Source organism: Bradyrhizobium sp. 179 (assembly GCF_023073535.1).
In the GTDB taxonomy this organism is placed as follows: Bacteria; Pseudomonadota; Alphaproteobacteria; order Rhizobiales; family Xanthobacteraceae; genus Bradyrhizobium.
The window spans coordinates 159,494-174,777 of the sequence record NZ_JADPJR010000149.1 but is presented as its reverse complement, the minus strand read 5'-3'; the positions used below and the strand labels follow the sequence as shown (position 1 = coordinate 174,777).

12 protein-coding genes are annotated in these 15,284 nt (G+C 65.7%); 11 read left to right on the top strand and 1 reads right to left on the bottom strand.

Annotated elements, in window-relative coordinates:
* Nucleotides 1-85 precede the first annotated feature (85 nt).
* Nucleotides 86-949: an N-acetylmuramoyl-L-alanine amidase gene (locus IVB12_RS34900; RefSeq protein ID WP_247306832.1), complete on the bottom strand. Its 864-nt coding sequence runs from the start codon at nt 947-949 to the stop codon at nt 86-88.
* Nucleotides 950-1,393: 444 nt separating this feature from the next.
* Here IVB12_RS34900 and rsmH point away from each other — a divergent pair, with 444 nt between their 5' ends.
* From rsmH to murB, 11 genes are all read left to right on the top strand, one after another.
* Nucleotides 1,394-2,383 (top strand): 16S rRNA (cytosine(1402)-N(4))-methyltransferase RsmH, encoded by a 990-nt coding sequence (gene rsmH, locus IVB12_RS34895; RefSeq protein ID WP_247306753.1) that lies wholly within the window; start codon nt 1,394-1,396, stop codon nt 2,381-2,383.
* Between the two features lie 3 nt (nt 2,384-2,386).
* The gene (locus IVB12_RS34890; RefSeq protein ID WP_247278459.1) at nt 2,387-2,779 is read left to right on the top strand and encodes a hypothetical protein; all 393 of its coding nucleotides are present in this window, start codon (nt 2,387-2,389) and stop codon (nt 2,777-2,779) included.
* Nucleotides 2,776-4,530, top strand: a complete 1,755-nt coding sequence (locus IVB12_RS34885) for a penicillin-binding protein 2 (RefSeq protein WP_247306749.1) — start codon at nt 2,776-2,778, stop codon at nt 4,528-4,530. Before IVB12_RS34890 ends, IVB12_RS34885 begins: the two co-directional genes overlap by 4 nt.
* 82 nt (nt 4,531-4,612) lie before the next feature.
* Nucleotides 4,613-6,070 (top strand): UDP-N-acetylmuramoyl-L-alanyl-D-glutamate--2,6-diaminopimelate ligase, encoded by a 1,458-nt coding sequence (locus IVB12_RS34880; protein ID WP_247306747.1) that lies wholly within the window; start codon nt 4,613-4,615, stop codon nt 6,068-6,070.
* On the top strand, nt 6,067-7,446 hold the full coding sequence (gene murF, locus IVB12_RS34875; protein ID WP_247306746.1) for a UDP-N-acetylmuramoyl-tripeptide--D-alanyl-D-alanine ligase: 1,380 nt from the start codon (nt 6,067-6,069) through the stop codon (nt 7,444-7,446). The genes IVB12_RS34880 and murF overlap by 4 nt, the downstream gene beginning before the upstream one ends.
* A 170-nt stretch (nt 7,447-7,616) precedes the next feature.
* A complete protein-coding gene (gene mraY, locus IVB12_RS34870; RefSeq protein WP_247306744.1) occupies nt 7,617-8,720 on the top strand; it encodes a phospho-N-acetylmuramoyl-pentapeptide-transferase in 1,104 nt (367 codons plus the stop codon).
* A 7-nt stretch (nt 8,721-8,727) separates the two neighbouring features.
* Nucleotides 8,728-10,128, top strand: coding sequence for a UDP-N-acetylmuramoyl-L-alanine--D-glutamate ligase (gene murD / locus IVB12_RS34865; RefSeq protein ID WP_247306742.1), 1,401 nt, complete (start codon nt 8,728-8,730; stop codon nt 10,126-10,128).
* Nucleotides 10,129-10,324: 196 nt separating this feature from the next.
* Nucleotides 10,325-11,476, top strand: a complete 1,152-nt coding sequence (gene ftsW, locus IVB12_RS34860; protein ID WP_247278465.1) for a putative lipid II flippase FtsW — start codon at nt 10,325-10,327, stop codon at nt 11,474-11,476.
* A gap of 163 nt (nt 11,477-11,639) precedes the next feature.
* Complete coding sequence (murG, locus tag IVB12_RS34855; protein WP_247306740.1) at nt 11,640-12,740, top strand: undecaprenyldiphospho-muramoylpentapeptide beta-N-acetylglucosaminyltransferase; 1,101 nt, start codon at nt 11,640-11,642, stop codon at nt 12,738-12,740.
* Between the two features lie 123 nt (nt 12,741-12,863).
* Nucleotides 12,864-14,267, top strand: coding sequence for a UDP-N-acetylmuramate--L-alanine ligase (murC, locus tag IVB12_RS34850; protein ID WP_247306738.1), 1,404 nt, complete (start codon nt 12,864-12,866; stop codon nt 14,265-14,267).
* A 4-nt stretch (nt 14,268-14,271) separates the two neighbouring features.
* A complete protein-coding gene (gene murB / locus IVB12_RS34845; RefSeq protein WP_247306736.1) occupies nt 14,272-15,192 on the top strand; it encodes a UDP-N-acetylmuramate dehydrogenase in 921 nt (306 codons plus the stop codon).
* Nucleotides 15,193-15,284: the final 92 nt, after the last annotated feature.

Below are 15,284 nucleotides of genomic sequence, written 5' to 3'. Positions count from 1 at the left end.
GTTCCGGGGCGATGCGAAGCATCGAACCCGGAACCTCGAGATTTCGGGTCCGCACCTCGTGCGCCCCGGAATGACGGCTACGCCGTCACTTCGACGCGACCGCCGGCCCCTCGACGGGCAAGCTCGCCAGCAGCGCCTGCAATGTCGACAGCGTCGAATGATCGGCGATGCCATCCAGCCGCGCCGGGCGGAAGTGGCGCTGGAAGGCGGTGACGACTTCCATTGTCGCGGCGTCGTATTTGCCGGTCAGCGGCACGCCATAGCCGTACCGGGCGAGCGCCTGCTGCATGCTCAGCACGGCGTCGCTGATGGTGCCGAGCATCAGGCTCTCGCCGCGAACGACCGGGGCGGGCGTCACCCAATGGCCAACGCCGGAATTGGCCAGCGAATGCCACGGAAATTTTTCGCCGGGATCCTTCTTGCGCGCGGGTGCGACGTCGGAATGGCCAAGCACCCGGTGCGGCGGCACCTTGCGGCGGAGCATGATGCCGCGGCACAGCGCGATCACGGCGGCGATCTGGCGCAGCGGATACTCCGGATAGCCCCAGTCATGGCCGCGATTGATGATCTCGATGCCGATCGAGCAGGAGTTGATGTCGTCCTCGCCAGCCCAGGACGAGACGCCGGCGTGCCAGGCGCGCCTGGCCTCGGGCACGCATTGCACGATGCGGCCGTCCTCCAACACGACGTAGTGCGCCGACACGTCGGTCCCTGCCGTGCACAGCCGCGCGAGGGCACCCTCGACATCGGGCATGCCGGTGTAGTGCAGCACGATCATATCGGGCTGCCGTCCCTTGGCGCGCTCGCCATGGTTCGGCGAGGGGATGATGTCGGAGACGATTGAGGAATCCGGATCGAACGTCCGCATGCCCGCCGCGGCTTTGGGAACCGGGAGAACGCGTTGACGCTTCGAATCAGCTCCAGACGGCGTGGACGAACCGGACGGCATGGACAGCTCGAGTTGGACGAGAGTGGGGGCCAAGCCCTTCTCTTTACTATTCCTTTACCCTTCGGCCGCGCGCAATCGCGCGACGCGGTTAACGGATGCATTTTGGCGCGTGTGTGTGGATGAAGCATCACCACGGCGTCGCCTTTTCGACTTGTCGCGAGCCGATCAACGCTTTCTTAACGCTAGGGGCCGTTACTGAGAGATGAAGAGCCGACCCGCGTCCGGAGGCGGCCAAAGCGTATTTTGGCTCGAAATCCCATGGCTGCCCGACAAATTCCACTGGGAACACTGGGTTTGCGGCCCGGGACAACCGGGCTTGGGAACCATGCTAGACGGGGGCTTTGTCGTGGAACCGCCGCGACGCAGAATCATTCGAGGCGTCATGAGCTGCTTCGTCCCCAATCTGGCATCGATGCCGGGCTGGGTGTTCGGCAGGCGTGGCGCATGAGCTCGGCTCCGCACATTCCCGTTCTCGGCCGCGAGGCCGTTGACCATCTCGCCCCGCGCGCGGGCGGCATTTACGTCGACGCCACCTTCGGCGCCGGCGGCTATAGCCGTGCCATTCTCGACGTGCCGGGAACCCGGCTCATTGCCATTGACCGTGACCGCACTGCGATCGCTGGCGGTGCCGAACTCGTCGAACGCTCCGCGGGCCGGCTCACGCTGGTCGAAGACCGCTTCTCCAACCTCGCCGAAGTCTGCGCGGGGCAGGGCGTCGAGGCGATCGACGGAGTCGTGATGGATGTCGGCGTGTCCTCGATGCAGCTCGATCAGGCAGGCCGCGGCTTCTCCTTCCGTCTCGACGGACCGCTCGACATGCGGATGGGGCAGGCGGGGCCGACCGCGGCAGACGTCGTCGCCCGCGCTTCCGAAGGCGATCTCGCCGACATCATCTATCTCTTCGGCGAGGAGCGGCATTCGCGGCGCATCGCCCGCGCCATCGTGGCCGACCGGCAGGAGACGCCGTTCACGACCACGCGCGCCCTCGCTGATCTCGTCGGCAGGATCGTGCGCTCGAAGCCCGGGGACATTCACCCGGCGACGCGGACGTTCCAGGCGCTGCGCATCTTCGTCAACGAAGAGCTACAGGAACTGCAGACGGCGCTCGCTGCGGCCGAGCGCGTGCTCAAGCCCGGCGGCCGCCTCGTCGTGGTCTCGTTTCATTCGCTGGAAGACCGCATCGTCAAGAATTTTCTCGCCTCACGTTCCAAGAGCGGCGGCGGTTCGCGGCATCTGCCAGAGATGGCGCAAGCCGCGCCGACCTTCCAGCTGCTGACGCGGCGGCCGATCGTCGCCGGTGAGGACGAAGTTGCGCTCAACCCACGTGCGCGCTCCGCAAAGCTGCGCGCCGCCGAGCGTACCTCGGCGCCCGCGCATCATGATGGCGAGCCATCGTTCTGGCCAAGACTCTCCGACGTCATGAGGGGCGGCTAGCGCATGCGCTTCATCCACCTCCTCGTCATCGGCGCGCTGATCTTCGCGGCAGCCCATGTCTACCGGATCAAGATGGACTCCACCGCGCGTACCGAGAAGGTGCTGCGCCTGCATGCGGAGATCCGGGAGCAGCGCGATGCGATCGCATCGCTGCGCGCTGAATGGGCCAAGCTCGATGCGCCCCTGCGCCTGCAAGGACTGTCCGACCGGCATCTATCGCTGAAGCCGGTCAACGGCACGCAATATGACTCGCTGAAGAACCTGCCGGAGCGCCCGCCACGGATGTTCAGGCCGGGCGAGCCCGACCCGATCGGAGCGATGCTCAATACTATCGAAGCCGCGAGCGATCCCGACACTGTGACGGGCTCCGTGCCTCAGCCGGAGGACAATCAATGAGCGCTCCGATCCCGGCAAAACCCACAGAAAAGCCCAGCGAGCCCTGGCGGCAGCGGCTGATCCGCAGCCTGCTCTACGGGCGCAACGTCGATCGCGCCGCGAAGGCGCGCGCGCGCGTTGGCCTGGCGATGCTCGCCTTCGCCTCGGTCTACGCCCTGATCGGCGGCCGCCTCGTGATGTTCGCGATCGGGGCCGACGCTCACGGTGCCCGCCGCGCCGCGGCGCAGGAGGTGGTCGCAACCGCGCGGCCCGACATCGTCGACCGCAACGGCGCGATCCTGGCAACCGACGTCAAGGCGGCGAGCCTGTTCGGCGAGCCGCGCCGCATCATCGACAAGGACGAGGCGATCGAGCTTCTGACCGCCACCATCCCCGATCTTGACGAGGCCGAGGTGCGCGAGCGCCTGAAGACGCGCAAGGGCTTCGTTTGGCTTAAACGCGAGGTCACGCCGAAGCAGCAGCAGGACATCCACAAGCTCGGCATTCCCGGCATCGGCTTCCTGCGCGAGAACAAGCGCGTCTACCCGACCGGCAACGAGGTCGCCCACCTGATTGGTCTCGTCAATATCGATAACCAGGGCATCGCTGGTCTCGAGAAGTGGCTCGACAACCAGGGACTCGCCGATCTCCACCGCGCCGGCTTTGCCACCGACCGGCTGCAAAAGCCAATCGAGCTCTCGGTCGATCTGCGCGTCGAGCATGCGCTCCGCGACGAACTGTTGAAGGCCAAGGACAAGTTCCACGCCAAGGCCGCCTCCGGCATCGTCTCCAACGTCAAGACCGGCGAGATCGTGGCGATGGTCTCCCTGCCGGACTTCGATCCCAACAACCCGAAGGAAGCGCACGACCCCGACCGCATCAATCGCCTGACCACCGGCGTCTACGAGATGGGCTCGACCTTCAAGGCGTTCACGCTGGCGATGGCGCTCGATTCCGGCAAGATCAATCTGAACTCGTCGTGGGATGCGCGCGGAAACCTGCACTACGGCAAGTTCACCATCCACGACAGCCACCCGCTCGGGCGCTTCATCAACACCAAGGAAGTGTTCACCTACTCGTCGAACATCGGCGCGGCACGGATAGCACTCAACCAGGGCGTCGAAGCGCATAAGGCGTTTCTCGCCAAGATGGGCCAGTTGACGCGGCTGCGTACCGAGCTGCCGGAGAGCGCGGCGCCGCTGATCCCGCGTCGCTGGAGTGAGCTGAACACGGTCACGGCCGCGTTCGGCCAGGGCCTCTCGGTGGCACCGCTCCAGGCGGTGATGGGCATCAATGCATTGGTGAACGGCGGTTACCTCATTCCGCCGACCTTCATGAAGCGCAGCGAAGCGGAAGCGGCGGCGCTGGCCAAGCGCGTGATCAAGCAGGACACCAGCGACAAGATGCGGTATCTGATGCGGCTCAACGCCGAGATCGGTACCGCCAAGACCGCCGACATCAAGGGCTATTACGTCGGCGGCAAGACCGGCACGTCCGAGAAGGTCATCAACGGCCGCTACGCCAAGAAGCGTGTGCTCAACTCGTTCACCGCCATCCTGCCCTGCGACGATCCGAAATATCACGTCCTGATCATGCTGGACGAGCCGCAGGCCATTCCTGAATCGAAGGGTTTCATCACCTCGGGCTGGAACGCGGTGCCGACCGGCGGCAAGGTGATCGAGCGGATCGCGCCGCTTCTGGGCGTCGAGCCGCGGTTCGATCTGCCGCCTGCGGACCGCCTTATTCTTGCAGCATCCAGGACAACCCAGTAATCAACCGGGTAGGCCATTGCCGCTGCTGAGTCGGGCTTTTCCGACGATTCGGCCTTCCGGCTCGGCGTGTCGACTGAAGACCATGAAGCTGCGCGAATTGCTAGGCAATGATGTCGTAATCGAGCCCGCTGCCGCGGCGCTCGATGTGACCGGCCTTGCCCTCGACAGCCGGCAGGTCAGGCCGGGCGATCTCTTCTTCGCACTTGCGGGCAGCAAGACGGACGGTGCGCGCTTCGTCGATGCTGCCGTCGCGGCAGGCGCGGTGGCCGTCGTCGGCGACCATGCGCCTGATGGCCGCAAGGTGCCGTTCGTGACGGTCGCCAACCCCCGTCGTGCGCTGGCGCTGGCGGCTGCAAAATTCTTCCCTGCGCAGCCTTCGACGATTGCCGCGGTCACCGGTACCAGCGGCAAGACCTCGGTTGCGGCGTTCACGCGCCAGATCTGGGAGCGGCTGGGGCATGCCTCCGCCAGCATCGGCACCATCGGTCTCGTCTCGCCCAAGCACACCGTCTACGGCTCGCTGACGACGCCGGATCCGATCGCGCTGCACCGGCAGATCGACGATATCGCGCGCGACGGCGTCACGCATCTCGCCTTCGAGGCGTCCTCGCACGGGCTCGACCAGTACCGCCTCGACGGCGTGCGCGTCTCGGCCGCCGGCTTCACCAATCTCTCGCGCGACCATATGGATTACCATCCGACCGTCGCGCATTACCTTGCGGCCAAGCTCAGGCTGTTCCGCGAGTTGGTCGCCCCTGACGGCGCGGCTGTGATCTCGGCCGATCATGATTGCTCGGCGGACGTCCTCGACGCAGCGAAGGCGCGCGGCCTGCGCGTGATGGCGGTCGGCCGCAACGGGGACGGGGCAAGCGAGGGCATTCGTCTCGCGGGTGCCGAGGTCGAGGGCTTTTCGCAAGTGCTCGCGATCGAGCATCGCGGCAAGCGTTACGTGGTCCGTCTCCCGCTGGTCGGCGAGTTCCAGATCGAGAACGCGCTGGTGTCGGCCGGCCTCGCCATCGGCACAGGCAGCGATGCGGCCGATGTGTTCGCGAGCCTCGAACATCTCGAAGGCGCCAAGGGCCGTCTCGAACGGGTCGGCGAGCGCAACGGCGCACCGATTTTCGTCGACTATGCGCACAAGCCCGATGCGCTGGCGAAAGCTTTGCAGGCGCTGCGTCCCTACGCCAGGCGCAAGCTGGTTGTCGTGTTCGGCGCCGGTGGCGACCGCGATGCCGGCAAGCGGCCGATCATGGGCGAAATCGCGGCCGAGAACGCCGACGGCATCATCATCACCGATGACAATCCGCGCAGCGAGAAGCCGGAAGCGATCCGCGCGGCGATCCTCGCCACCGCGAAGGGCGCCCGCGAAATCGGCGACCGCACTGCTGCGATCCGCGCGGCGATCGAGGACTTGCAGGAGGGCGACGCGCTGCTCATCGCCGGCAAGGGCCACGAGACCGGACAGATCGTCGGCGGCGAGGTGCTGCCCTTCAGTGATCACGAGGCGGTCGCCGCCGCACTAGCATCGAGGGTTGCATGAGCGCGCCGATATGGACGGTTGCCGAGGTGGCGCGTGCGCTGGGTGTCGGCGGATCATTCCCGGATACGCCGATCGAGTTCGTCGCCCAGGACAGCCGCCTGGTGAAGCCGGGCAGCCTGTTCGTCGCGCTGAGCGGAACACCGAGCGGCGGCTTCGTCTCCGCCTTCGCCAGCGCGCGTGACGGCTGGGAGTTCGCGGACAAGGCGGAAGCTTCCGGAGCGGTCGCGATGATCGTGCCGCACGAGATCGCGGGCATCCGCATTCCCCAGATTGTCGTGAAGGACACATTGATCGACGGCCTCTGGGGCCTCGCGCGCGCCGCACGCACGCGCTTTCGTGGTGCGGTGATCGGGCTGACCGGCAGCGCCGGCAAGACCAGCACCAAGGAGTTTCTGGCCGCTTACCCCAACGCCTATGCCAGCCCCTCGAGCTTCAACAATTTCTGGGGCGTGCCGCTGACGCTGTGCAATGCGAGGCGAGATGCCAGCGTCTGGGTCGTCGAGATGGGCATGAACCAGCCCGGCGAGATCGCGCGGCTCAGCGAGTTGACCCGGCCGACGGTCGCGCTCGTCGTCAACGTCCAGCCGGTGCATCTGGAAAAGCTCGGCTCGCTCGAAGCCATCAGGCGCGAGAAGGTGTCGATCGTACGTGGCCTGCCCGAGGACGGCGTGCTGGTGTTGCCCGCCGGGATCAAGGCGCCGGAATGGAAGGGCAAGGTGGTGCGCTTTGGTGAGCATGCCGAGGTGCATGAGGTCGCGCACGCCCCGCACGGCGAGAGCTGGCAGGTCGTCGCCAGGCTCGGCAAGAAGGAGATCGCCTTCAGCCTGACGCCGGGCGCGCCGCACCGCGTGCAGAATGCGTTGGCCGCGCTCGCCGCGATCCGCGCAGCGAACCTCGATGCGGCGACGCTCGCGATCAAGCTCGATCGGGTCGGCATCATGACCGGCCGCGGCGTCGAGCAGGCGGTCGGCGGTATCACCGTGATCGACGACAGTTTCAACGGCAATCCGGCCAGCGTCGCAGCTGCGCTGCAAAGCTTGCAGGCGCGCAACGTGACCGGCGGCCGTCGCATTGCGGTGCTCGGCGACATGCTGGAGCTGGGCGCTGACGCGCCAACCTACCACACCGGCCTTGCCAAGCATCTCGAAGATATCGATGGCGTCTATTGTGTCGGCCCCTTGATGCGCTACCTCTTCGACGTGCTGCCATCAGGCAAGGGCCTCGGCTGGCACGACGATCCCGCCACGCTGAAGCCGGATGAGGTTGCGAGCCTGCTGAAGGCAGGCGACGTCGTGGTTGTCAAGGGCAGCAAGAAGATGTTCTGGGCCAACAAGTTTGTGCCGGGCCTGGTGGCCGCCTTGCAGGCAAAGGCGTAAACTGCTTGGAAGGCGCTGCTCCCGAATCCCGCCCTTTGCGGCGCAAAAACTGTCCGTCTCCCTGAGGTCGCGACCGATCCGATGATGAAAACCAGCGAATGCGCGTGAGCACGTTGAGGCCAACAACAAAGCCAAGGCCGCGTGTGCAAAGGCGTCATAGGACCGTCTGAATGTTTTACTGGCTGATAGAGCTCTCCAACACATTTCCGGGATTCGGTGCGTTTCGCACCTTCCTGAACGTCTTCCGCTATATCACCTTCCGCACCGGCGGCGCCATCGTCACGGGCGCGCTGTTCGTGTTCCTGTTCGGTCCCTGGATCATCGATCATTTGCGCATCCGTCAGGGCAAGGGCCAGCCGATCCGCAGCGACGGTCCGCAATCGCACCTCGCCAAGAAGGGCACGCCGACCATGGGCGGGCTGATGATCCTGTCCGGCCTCACGGTCGGCACGGTACTATGGGCCAATCCGCTCAATCCCTACGTCTGGATCGTGCTGGCGGTGACGCTCGGCTTCGGCTTCGTCGGTTTCTATGACGATTACCTCAAGGTGACCAAGCAGACCACGAGCGGGTTCGGCAGCAAGCTTCGCCTATTGATCGAGGCCGTGATCGCGCTGGTTGCCTGCTACGCGCTGGTGCGGCTGAATCGCGATCCGGCTTCGACCGCGCTGACGATTCCGTTCCTGAAAGATACCGTGCTGCATTTCGGCTGGTTCTTCGTCGTGTTCGGCGCCTTCGTCATTGTCGGTGCCGGCAACGCCGTGAACCTCACTGACGGTCTCGACGGCCTCGCCATCGTGCCGGTGATGATCGCGACCGCAAGCTTTGCGATGATCGCCTATCTCGCCGGCAACGCCGTGTTCGCCGAATATCTCCAGATCAAATATGTCGCCGGCACCGGCGAGCTCGCGGTGCTCTGCGGCGCGTTGCTGGGCGCCGGTCTCGGCTTCCTCTGGTTCAACGCACCGCCGGCCTCGATCTTCATGGGCGACACCGGCTCGCTCGCGCTCGGCGGCATGCTCGGCGCCATCGCGGTGGCGGTGAAGCACGAGATCGTGCTCGCGGTGATCGGTGGCCTGTTCGTGCTGGAGGCGGTCTCCGTCATCGTGCAGGTGGTCTCGTTCAAGCTCACGGGAAAACGCATCTTCAGGATGGCGCCCATCCATCACCATTTCGAGCAGCTCGGCTGGACCGAGCCGCAGATCGTGATCCGCTTCTGGATCATCTCGGTGATGCTGGCGCTCGCCGGCCTGTCGACGCTGAAGCTGCGGTGATCGGTCAATGATTCCGGTCACGTCCTTTGCCGGCAAGACTGTCGCTGTGTTCGGCCTCGGCGGTTCGGGGCTCGCCTCCTGCCATGCGTTGAAAGCCGGTGGCGCCGAGGTGATCGCCGCCGACGACAATGCCGAGAACATCGCCAAGGCGGCGCAAGCCGGTTTCGTCACCGCGGATTTGCGCAACATCTCGTGGGCGAGTTTTGCCGCATTGGTGCTCGCGCCCGGCGTGCCGCTGACCCATCCGGTGCCGCATTGGAGCGTCTTGAAGGCGCGCGAGGCCGGCATTGAGGTGATCGGCGACATCGAGCTGTTCTGCCGCGAGCGGCGCCGCCACGCGCCGGATGCCCCGTTCGTCGCCATCACCGGCACCAATGGCAAGTCGACCACGACGGCGCTGATCGCGCACCTGACGAAAGTGGCCGGCTACGACACCCAGATGGGCGGCAATATCGGCACCGCGATCCTGTCGCTGGAGCCGCCGCGCATGGGCCGCGTCCACGTCGTCGAGATGTCGTCCTACCAGATCGACCTCACGCCCTCGCTCGATCCCTCCGTCGGCATCCTGCTCAATGTCAGCGAGGACCACATCGACCGCCACGGCACGATTGCGCATTACGCCGCGGTGAAGGAGCGTCTCGTCGCCGGTGTCCAGGCGCGCGGCACCGCGATCGTCGGCGTCGACGATGGTTTTTGCCGCGACATCGCCGACCGGCTCGACCGCGCCGGCAAGAACGTGGTGCGCATCTCCGTCAAGACCCCGCTGGCGAGCGGCATCCATGTCGAGCACGGGAATATCGTGCGCACCTCGGGTGGCGCCCGCAGCGAAGTCGCTGCGCTCGGCGGTATCGGGTCGCTGCGTGGCCAGCACAATGCGCAGAACGCGGCCTGCGCCGCGGCCGCCGCGCTCGCGATGGGCATCAATCTTGATGTGCTGCAGAACGGCCTGCGCAGCTTTCCCGGCCTTGCGCATCGGATGGAGCAGGTCGGCCGCCGCGGTAACGTGCTGTTCGTCAACGACTCCAAAGGAACCAACGCCGACGCCACCGCGCATGCGTTGTCGTCCTTCGCCGACATCTTCTGGATCGCCGGCGGCAAGCCGAAGGCGGGTGGCATCACCGGCCTGACCTCCTTCTTCCCGCGTATTCGCAAGGCCTATCTGATCGGCGAGGCCGCGCAGGAGTTTTCGGGAACGCTCGGCACGCAAGTCGCGCACGAGATCAGCCAGACGCTGGACGTCGCGGTCGAGCATGCCGCGCGCGATGCGGAAGCCTCAGGGCTCACCGACGCCGTCGTGCTGCTGTCGCCCGCCTGCGCTTCCTTCGACCAGTACCGCAATTTCGAGATCCGCGGCACCAAGTTCCGCGAGCTGGTGCAGGCGCTGCCGGGCGTGAGGCCGGTGATGTAGGGCGTTCTCCTCCCGCAACTCCGTTGTTGTCGCCCGGCTTGCCGTCTTCGCTAACGCTTCGAAGACGGCAAGCCGGACATGACAGTGAGTTGTGTGGCGGCAGTGGGGATCATCTCCAAACATCCCCGTTTCCTTAACCCCCCGGTAACCAACCTCGGCGACCAATGGACGGACCTCTGTCCGAAAGCGGCCGCCCATGCTCTCCCGTGAAGAACGCACCCCCTTTTCCGAGTGGTGGTGGACCGTCGACAAGCCGCTGATGGGCGCCATCCTGGCGCTGATGCTGACCGGGGTGATCCTGTCGCTGGCGGCGAGTCCGCCGGTTGCGACTCGCATCGGCCTCGATCCCTTCCATTTCTTCGGCCGCCATGTGTTGTTCCTGGCGCCGTCCTGCCTGGTGCTGGTCGGCGTCTCCTTCCTCTCGCCGCGGGCGATCCGCCGCTCGGCCCTGATCATCTTCGCAGCTAGCATCATCCTGATCGTGCTCACGCTGGCTATCGGCCCGGAGGTGAAGGGCTCGCGGCGCTGGATCACGCTGCTCGGCGTCAACATCCAGGCCTCCGAGATCGCAAAGCCGTCGTTCGTCGTCATCGCCGCCTGGCTGTTCGCGGAATCGACCAGGCGGCCGGAGATGCCGGCGACCTCGATGGCGCTGGTGCTGCTCTTGATGCTGGTCGCGCTGCTGGTGATGGAGCCGGATTTCGGCCAGACCATGCTGATCCTGATGGTGTGGGGCTCGCTGTTCTTCATCGCCGGCATGCGCATGGTCTGGGTGTTCGGGCTTGCAGGCCTGGGCGCGGCCGGCCTGTTCAGCGCCTACCTTTTTGTTCCCCATGTAGCGGGTCGCATCAGGCGCTTCATGAACCCGGCCTCCGGCGACACCTTCCAGGTCGATACTGCCATGGAAGCCTTCTACAATGGTGGCTGGTTCGGGCTCGGACCGGGCGAGGGCATTGCGAAACGCAGCCTGCCGGACAGCCATACCGATTTCGTGTTCGCGGTCGCCGCCGAAGAGTTCGGCATCATTCTGTGCCTGGCCATGCTGGCGCTGTTCGCCTTCGTCGTCATTCGCACGCTGTCGCGCGCCTATGCCAATGAGGACATGTTTTCGCGCTTTGCGGCCTCTGGCCTTGCCATCCTGTTCGGCGTGCAGGCGGCGATCAACATGTCCGTGAACCTGCAGCTCATCCCCGCCAAGGGCATGACGCTGCCGTTTATCTCCTATGGCGGCTCCTCGATCGTGTCGCTGGCCTATGGAGTCGGCATGATGCTGGCGCTGACGCGGCTGCGTCCGCGCACCGAGGTTGAGGCAAGCGGCCACGCCGAGGCCATGCGCAGCTACGCGTGATCCTCACCCGAGGAGCCGCGCTTCGCGCAGCGTCTCGAAGGGCGCGGCCACTGGTCGGGCCTTCATCCTTCGAGATGCGCGTTCCGCGCTCCTCAGGATGAGGAGCTGGTCGTCCGGCCGACTGCGCTCGCAATGACAGCGGAGGACTTGTAAAAGGGCATTTATGGACACGTCCCCCCTGATTCTTCTCGCCGCGGGCGGCACCGGCGGCCATCTGTTCCCGGCCGAGGCGCTCGGCGTCGAATTGATCCGGCGCGGCTTTCGCGTCCGCCTCGTCACTGACGAGCGCGCACTGCGCTATAGCGGCCTCTTCAGCAAGGACATGATCGATGTGGTCAGCAGCGAGACTGCGCGCGGCCGCAATCCGTTCCAGCTTGCCTATGCCGGCCTCACGCTCGCCGCCGGCACGCTTTTCGCCTACACTCTGATCAAGCGATTGAAGCCCGTCGCCATCGTCGGCTTCGGCGGCTATCCGACGCTGCCGCCGCTGGTCGCGGCAAAATTCGCCGGCGTGCCCGGCATCATCCACGACGCCAACGCTGTGCTCGGCCGCGCAAACCGGTTCCTGTCGAGCCGCGTCCGCGCCATCGCGACGTCCTTGCCCGGCGTGCTCGACCGCGATCCGGCGCTATCGGGCAAGACCACGACGGTCGGCACGCCGATGCGGCCCGCGATCCTCGCGGCCGCCGCGGTGAAATATGTCGCGCCTGAAGTGAGCGGCCCGCTGCGCCTGCTCGTCGTCGGCGGCAGCCAGGGCGCGCGCATCATGGCCGACATCGTGCCGGGCGCGATCGAGCGGCTCGAGCCTGCGCTGTGGAGCCGCCTCGTCCTCACCCAGCAGGTGCGCGAAGAGGACATGAATCGCGTGCGCGCGGTTTACGATAAGCTCAGGATCAAGGCCGAGCTCGCACCCTTCTTTACGGATCTGCCGGCACGGCTCGCCTCCAACCATCTGGTGGTGTCGCGTTCCGGCGCGGGTACGGTCGCCGAGCTTGCCGCGATCGGGCGGCCCTCGATCCTGGTGCCGCTCCCCGGCTCGATCGACCAGGACCAGTTCGCCAATGCCGGCGTGCTGGTGAAGGTCGATGGCGCCATCCGCATCCCGCAGACCGAGTTCAGCTCGGATCGCCTTGCCGCCGAAATCTCCGCCTTCGCGGCCGAGCCGCGGCGTCTTGCTGCCATGGCTGAAGCGGCCCGCAGCGCGGGCCGGCTCGATGCGGCTGAGCGGCTCGCCGATCTGGTGGTCAAAGTCGCGGGAATCTGACGCGAAAAAGCCCTTGTCATCGCCTTCTAAAGCGGGGCATCCAGTAGGAAAGGCGCGCGGCTGATTTGGCCGTGACCTTCGCCAGATGCCGCCTTCGCGGGCGGCGAGGTCAGGGAACAGAGCATGAGACTGCCGCGCGAGATCGGACCCATCCACTTCGTCGGGATCGGCGGGATCGGCATGAGCGGCATCGCCGAGGTGCTGATCAATCTCGGCTATGCCGTGCAGGGCTCCGACGCCGCCGACAATTACAACCTCGACCGTCTGCGCAAGAAGGGCGCGAAAGTCTCGGTCGGCCACAAGGCCGAGAACGTCGACGGCGCAGAGGTCGTTGTGGTCTCCACCGCGATCAAGCGCGACAATCCGGAGCTGATGGCTGCGCGCGGGCGGCGCATTCCCGTGGTGCGTCGCGCCGAGATGCTGGCCGAGCTGATGCGGCTGAAGAGCTGCGTCGCGATTGCCGGCACCCACGGCAAGACCACGACGACCACGATGGTGGCAGCGCTGCTCGATGCCGGCGGGCTCGATCCGACCGTGATCAACGGCGGCATCATCAATGCTTACGGATCCAACGCACGTCTTGGTGCCGGCGACTGGATGGTGGTCGAAGCCGACGAGAGCGACGGCACGTTCCTGAAGCTGCCGACCGATGTCGCCATCGTCACCAATGTCGACCCCGAGCATCTCGATCACTTCAAGACCTTTGATGCCGTGCAGGATGCGTTCCGTCATTTCGTCGAGAACCTGCCGTTTTATGGCTTTGCCGTGATGTGCATCGATCATCCCGTGGTGCAGAGCCTCGTCGGCAGGATCGAGGATCGTCGCATCATCACTTACGGCGAGAATCCGCAAGCCGACGTGCGGCTGGTCGACCTCACGGCGGGCGGCGGCGGCTCGAAATTCAAGGTCGTGATCCGCGACCGCAAGAGCGGGGCTGTGCACGAGACCGCCGACCTCGCGCTGCCGATGCCGGGCCGGCACAACGCCTCGAATGCGACGGCGGCAATTGCGGTCGCGCACACGCTCGGTGTTCCCGACGACAAGATCCGCAGCGCCATCGCAGGCTTTGGCGGCGTTAAGCGGCGCTTCACCAAGACCGGCGAGTGGAACGGCGTCACCGTCATCGACGATTACGGCCATCACCCGGTCGAGATCGCCGCCGTGCTGAAAGCGGCGCGCGATTCCTACACCGGCAAGGTGATCGCCGTGGTGCAGCCGCATCGCTACACCCGCCTGCAATCGTTGTTCGAGGAATTCTGCACCTGCTTCAACGATGCGGATGCGGTGATCGTCGCCGACGTCTATGCCGCCGGCGAAGCGCCGATCGAAGGCATCGATCGCGACCATTTCGTCGAGGGCCTGCGCGCCCACGGTCACCGCGAGGCGATTCCGCTGCCGGCGGCGTCGGAACTCGCGGGCATCGTCAAGGCATTGGCGAAGTCAGGCGATCTCGTCGTGTGCCTTGGCGCCGGCAACATCACACAATGGGCATATTCCTTGCCGGATGAGTTGAAGGCGCTGGGGTAGGGCGGTGGAATTTCCCGACATCACGCCCTCACTCAAAGCCACGATGCCGCAACTGCGCGGTCGGCTGCTCGCCAACCAGTCGCTGGCCGAACTCACCTGGTTTCGCGTCGGCGGTCCTGCGCAGGTGCTGTTCACGCCGGCGGATGAAGACGACCTCGCTTACTTTCTTGCGCATCTCGCTACCGACATCCCGGTCTATGTCGTCGGCGTCGGCTCCAATCTTATTGTGCGCGATGGCGGTATTGCGGGCGTAGTGATTCGTCTTGCACCGCGGGCCTTCGGCGAGACGAGCGCGAGCGGCGATGTCGTCACCGCGGGTGCGGCGGCACTCGACAAGCGCGTGGCGGAAGTTGCGGCCGCCGCCAATATCGGCGGCCTCGAATTCTATTTCGGCATTCCCGGCACCATCGGCGGCGCGCTGCGCATGAATGCGGGAGCCAATGGCGGAGAGACCAAGGACGTGCTGATCGAGGCGCGAGGCGTCGGCCGCGACGGCACGAAGCATGTCTTCTCCAATGCCGAGATGAAATTCGCCTACCGCAATAGCGGCGTCGATCCGTCCATCATCTTCACCTCCGCGCGATTTGGCGGCGAGATCAGGGATACCGATGCGATCCGCGCCCGCATGGCGGAGGTGCAGAGCCACCGCGAGACCGCGCAGCCGATCCGCGAGAAGACCGGCGGCTCGACCTTCCAGAATCCGCCCGGCCATTCCGCCTGGAAGCTGATCGACGCGGCCGGGTGCCGGGGCTTGCGCGTCGGCGGCGCGCAGGTCTCGGAGATGCACTGCAATTTCCTGATCAACACCGGCGAGGCCACCGCGCACGATGTCGAGACTCTGGGCGAGACCGTGCGCGAACGCGTGAAGGCGAATTCCGGAATTGAGCTACACTGGGAAATCAAGCGGATCGGGATTTCCGTATAATTGTCGTTCCGGGACGGTGCGCAGCGCCGAACCCGGAACCTCGAGATTCCGGGTTCGCGCTTTGCGCGCCCCGGAATGACAAAAATCAGAGG

Coding starts and splice junctions, on each gene's coding strand:
- IVB12_RS34900 (WP_247306832.1), bottom strand. CDS start 949: ATGCCGTCCGGTTCGTCCACGCCGTCTGGAGCTGATTCGAAGCGTCAA.
- rsmH (WP_247306753.1), top strand. CDS start 1,394: ATGAGCTCGGCTCCGCACATTCCCGTTCTCGGCCGCGAGGCCGTTGAC.
- IVB12_RS34890 (WP_247278459.1), top strand. CDS start 2,387: ATGCGCTTCATCCACCTCCTCGTCATCGGCGCGCTGATCTTCGCGGCA.
- IVB12_RS34885 (WP_247306749.1), top strand. CDS start 2,776: ATGAGCGCTCCGATCCCGGCAAAACCCACAGAAAAGCCCAGCGAGCCC.
- IVB12_RS34880 (WP_247306747.1), top strand. CDS start 4,613: ATGAAGCTGCGCGAATTGCTAGGCAATGATGTCGTAATCGAGCCCGCT.
- murF (WP_247306746.1), top strand. CDS start 6,067: ATGAGCGCGCCGATATGGACGGTTGCCGAGGTGGCGCGTGCGCTGGGT.
- mraY (WP_247306744.1), top strand. CDS start 7,617: ATGTTTTACTGGCTGATAGAGCTCTCCAACACATTTCCGGGATTCGGT.
- murD (WP_247306742.1), top strand. CDS start 8,728: ATGATTCCGGTCACGTCCTTTGCCGGCAAGACTGTCGCTGTGTTCGGC.
- ftsW (WP_247278465.1), top strand. CDS start 10,325: ATGCTCTCCCGTGAAGAACGCACCCCCTTTTCCGAGTGGTGGTGGACC.
- murG (WP_247306740.1), top strand. CDS start 11,640: ATGGACACGTCCCCCCTGATTCTTCTCGCCGCGGGCGGCACCGGCGGC.
- murC (WP_247306738.1), top strand. CDS start 12,864: ATGAGACTGCCGCGCGAGATCGGACCCATCCACTTCGTCGGGATCGGC.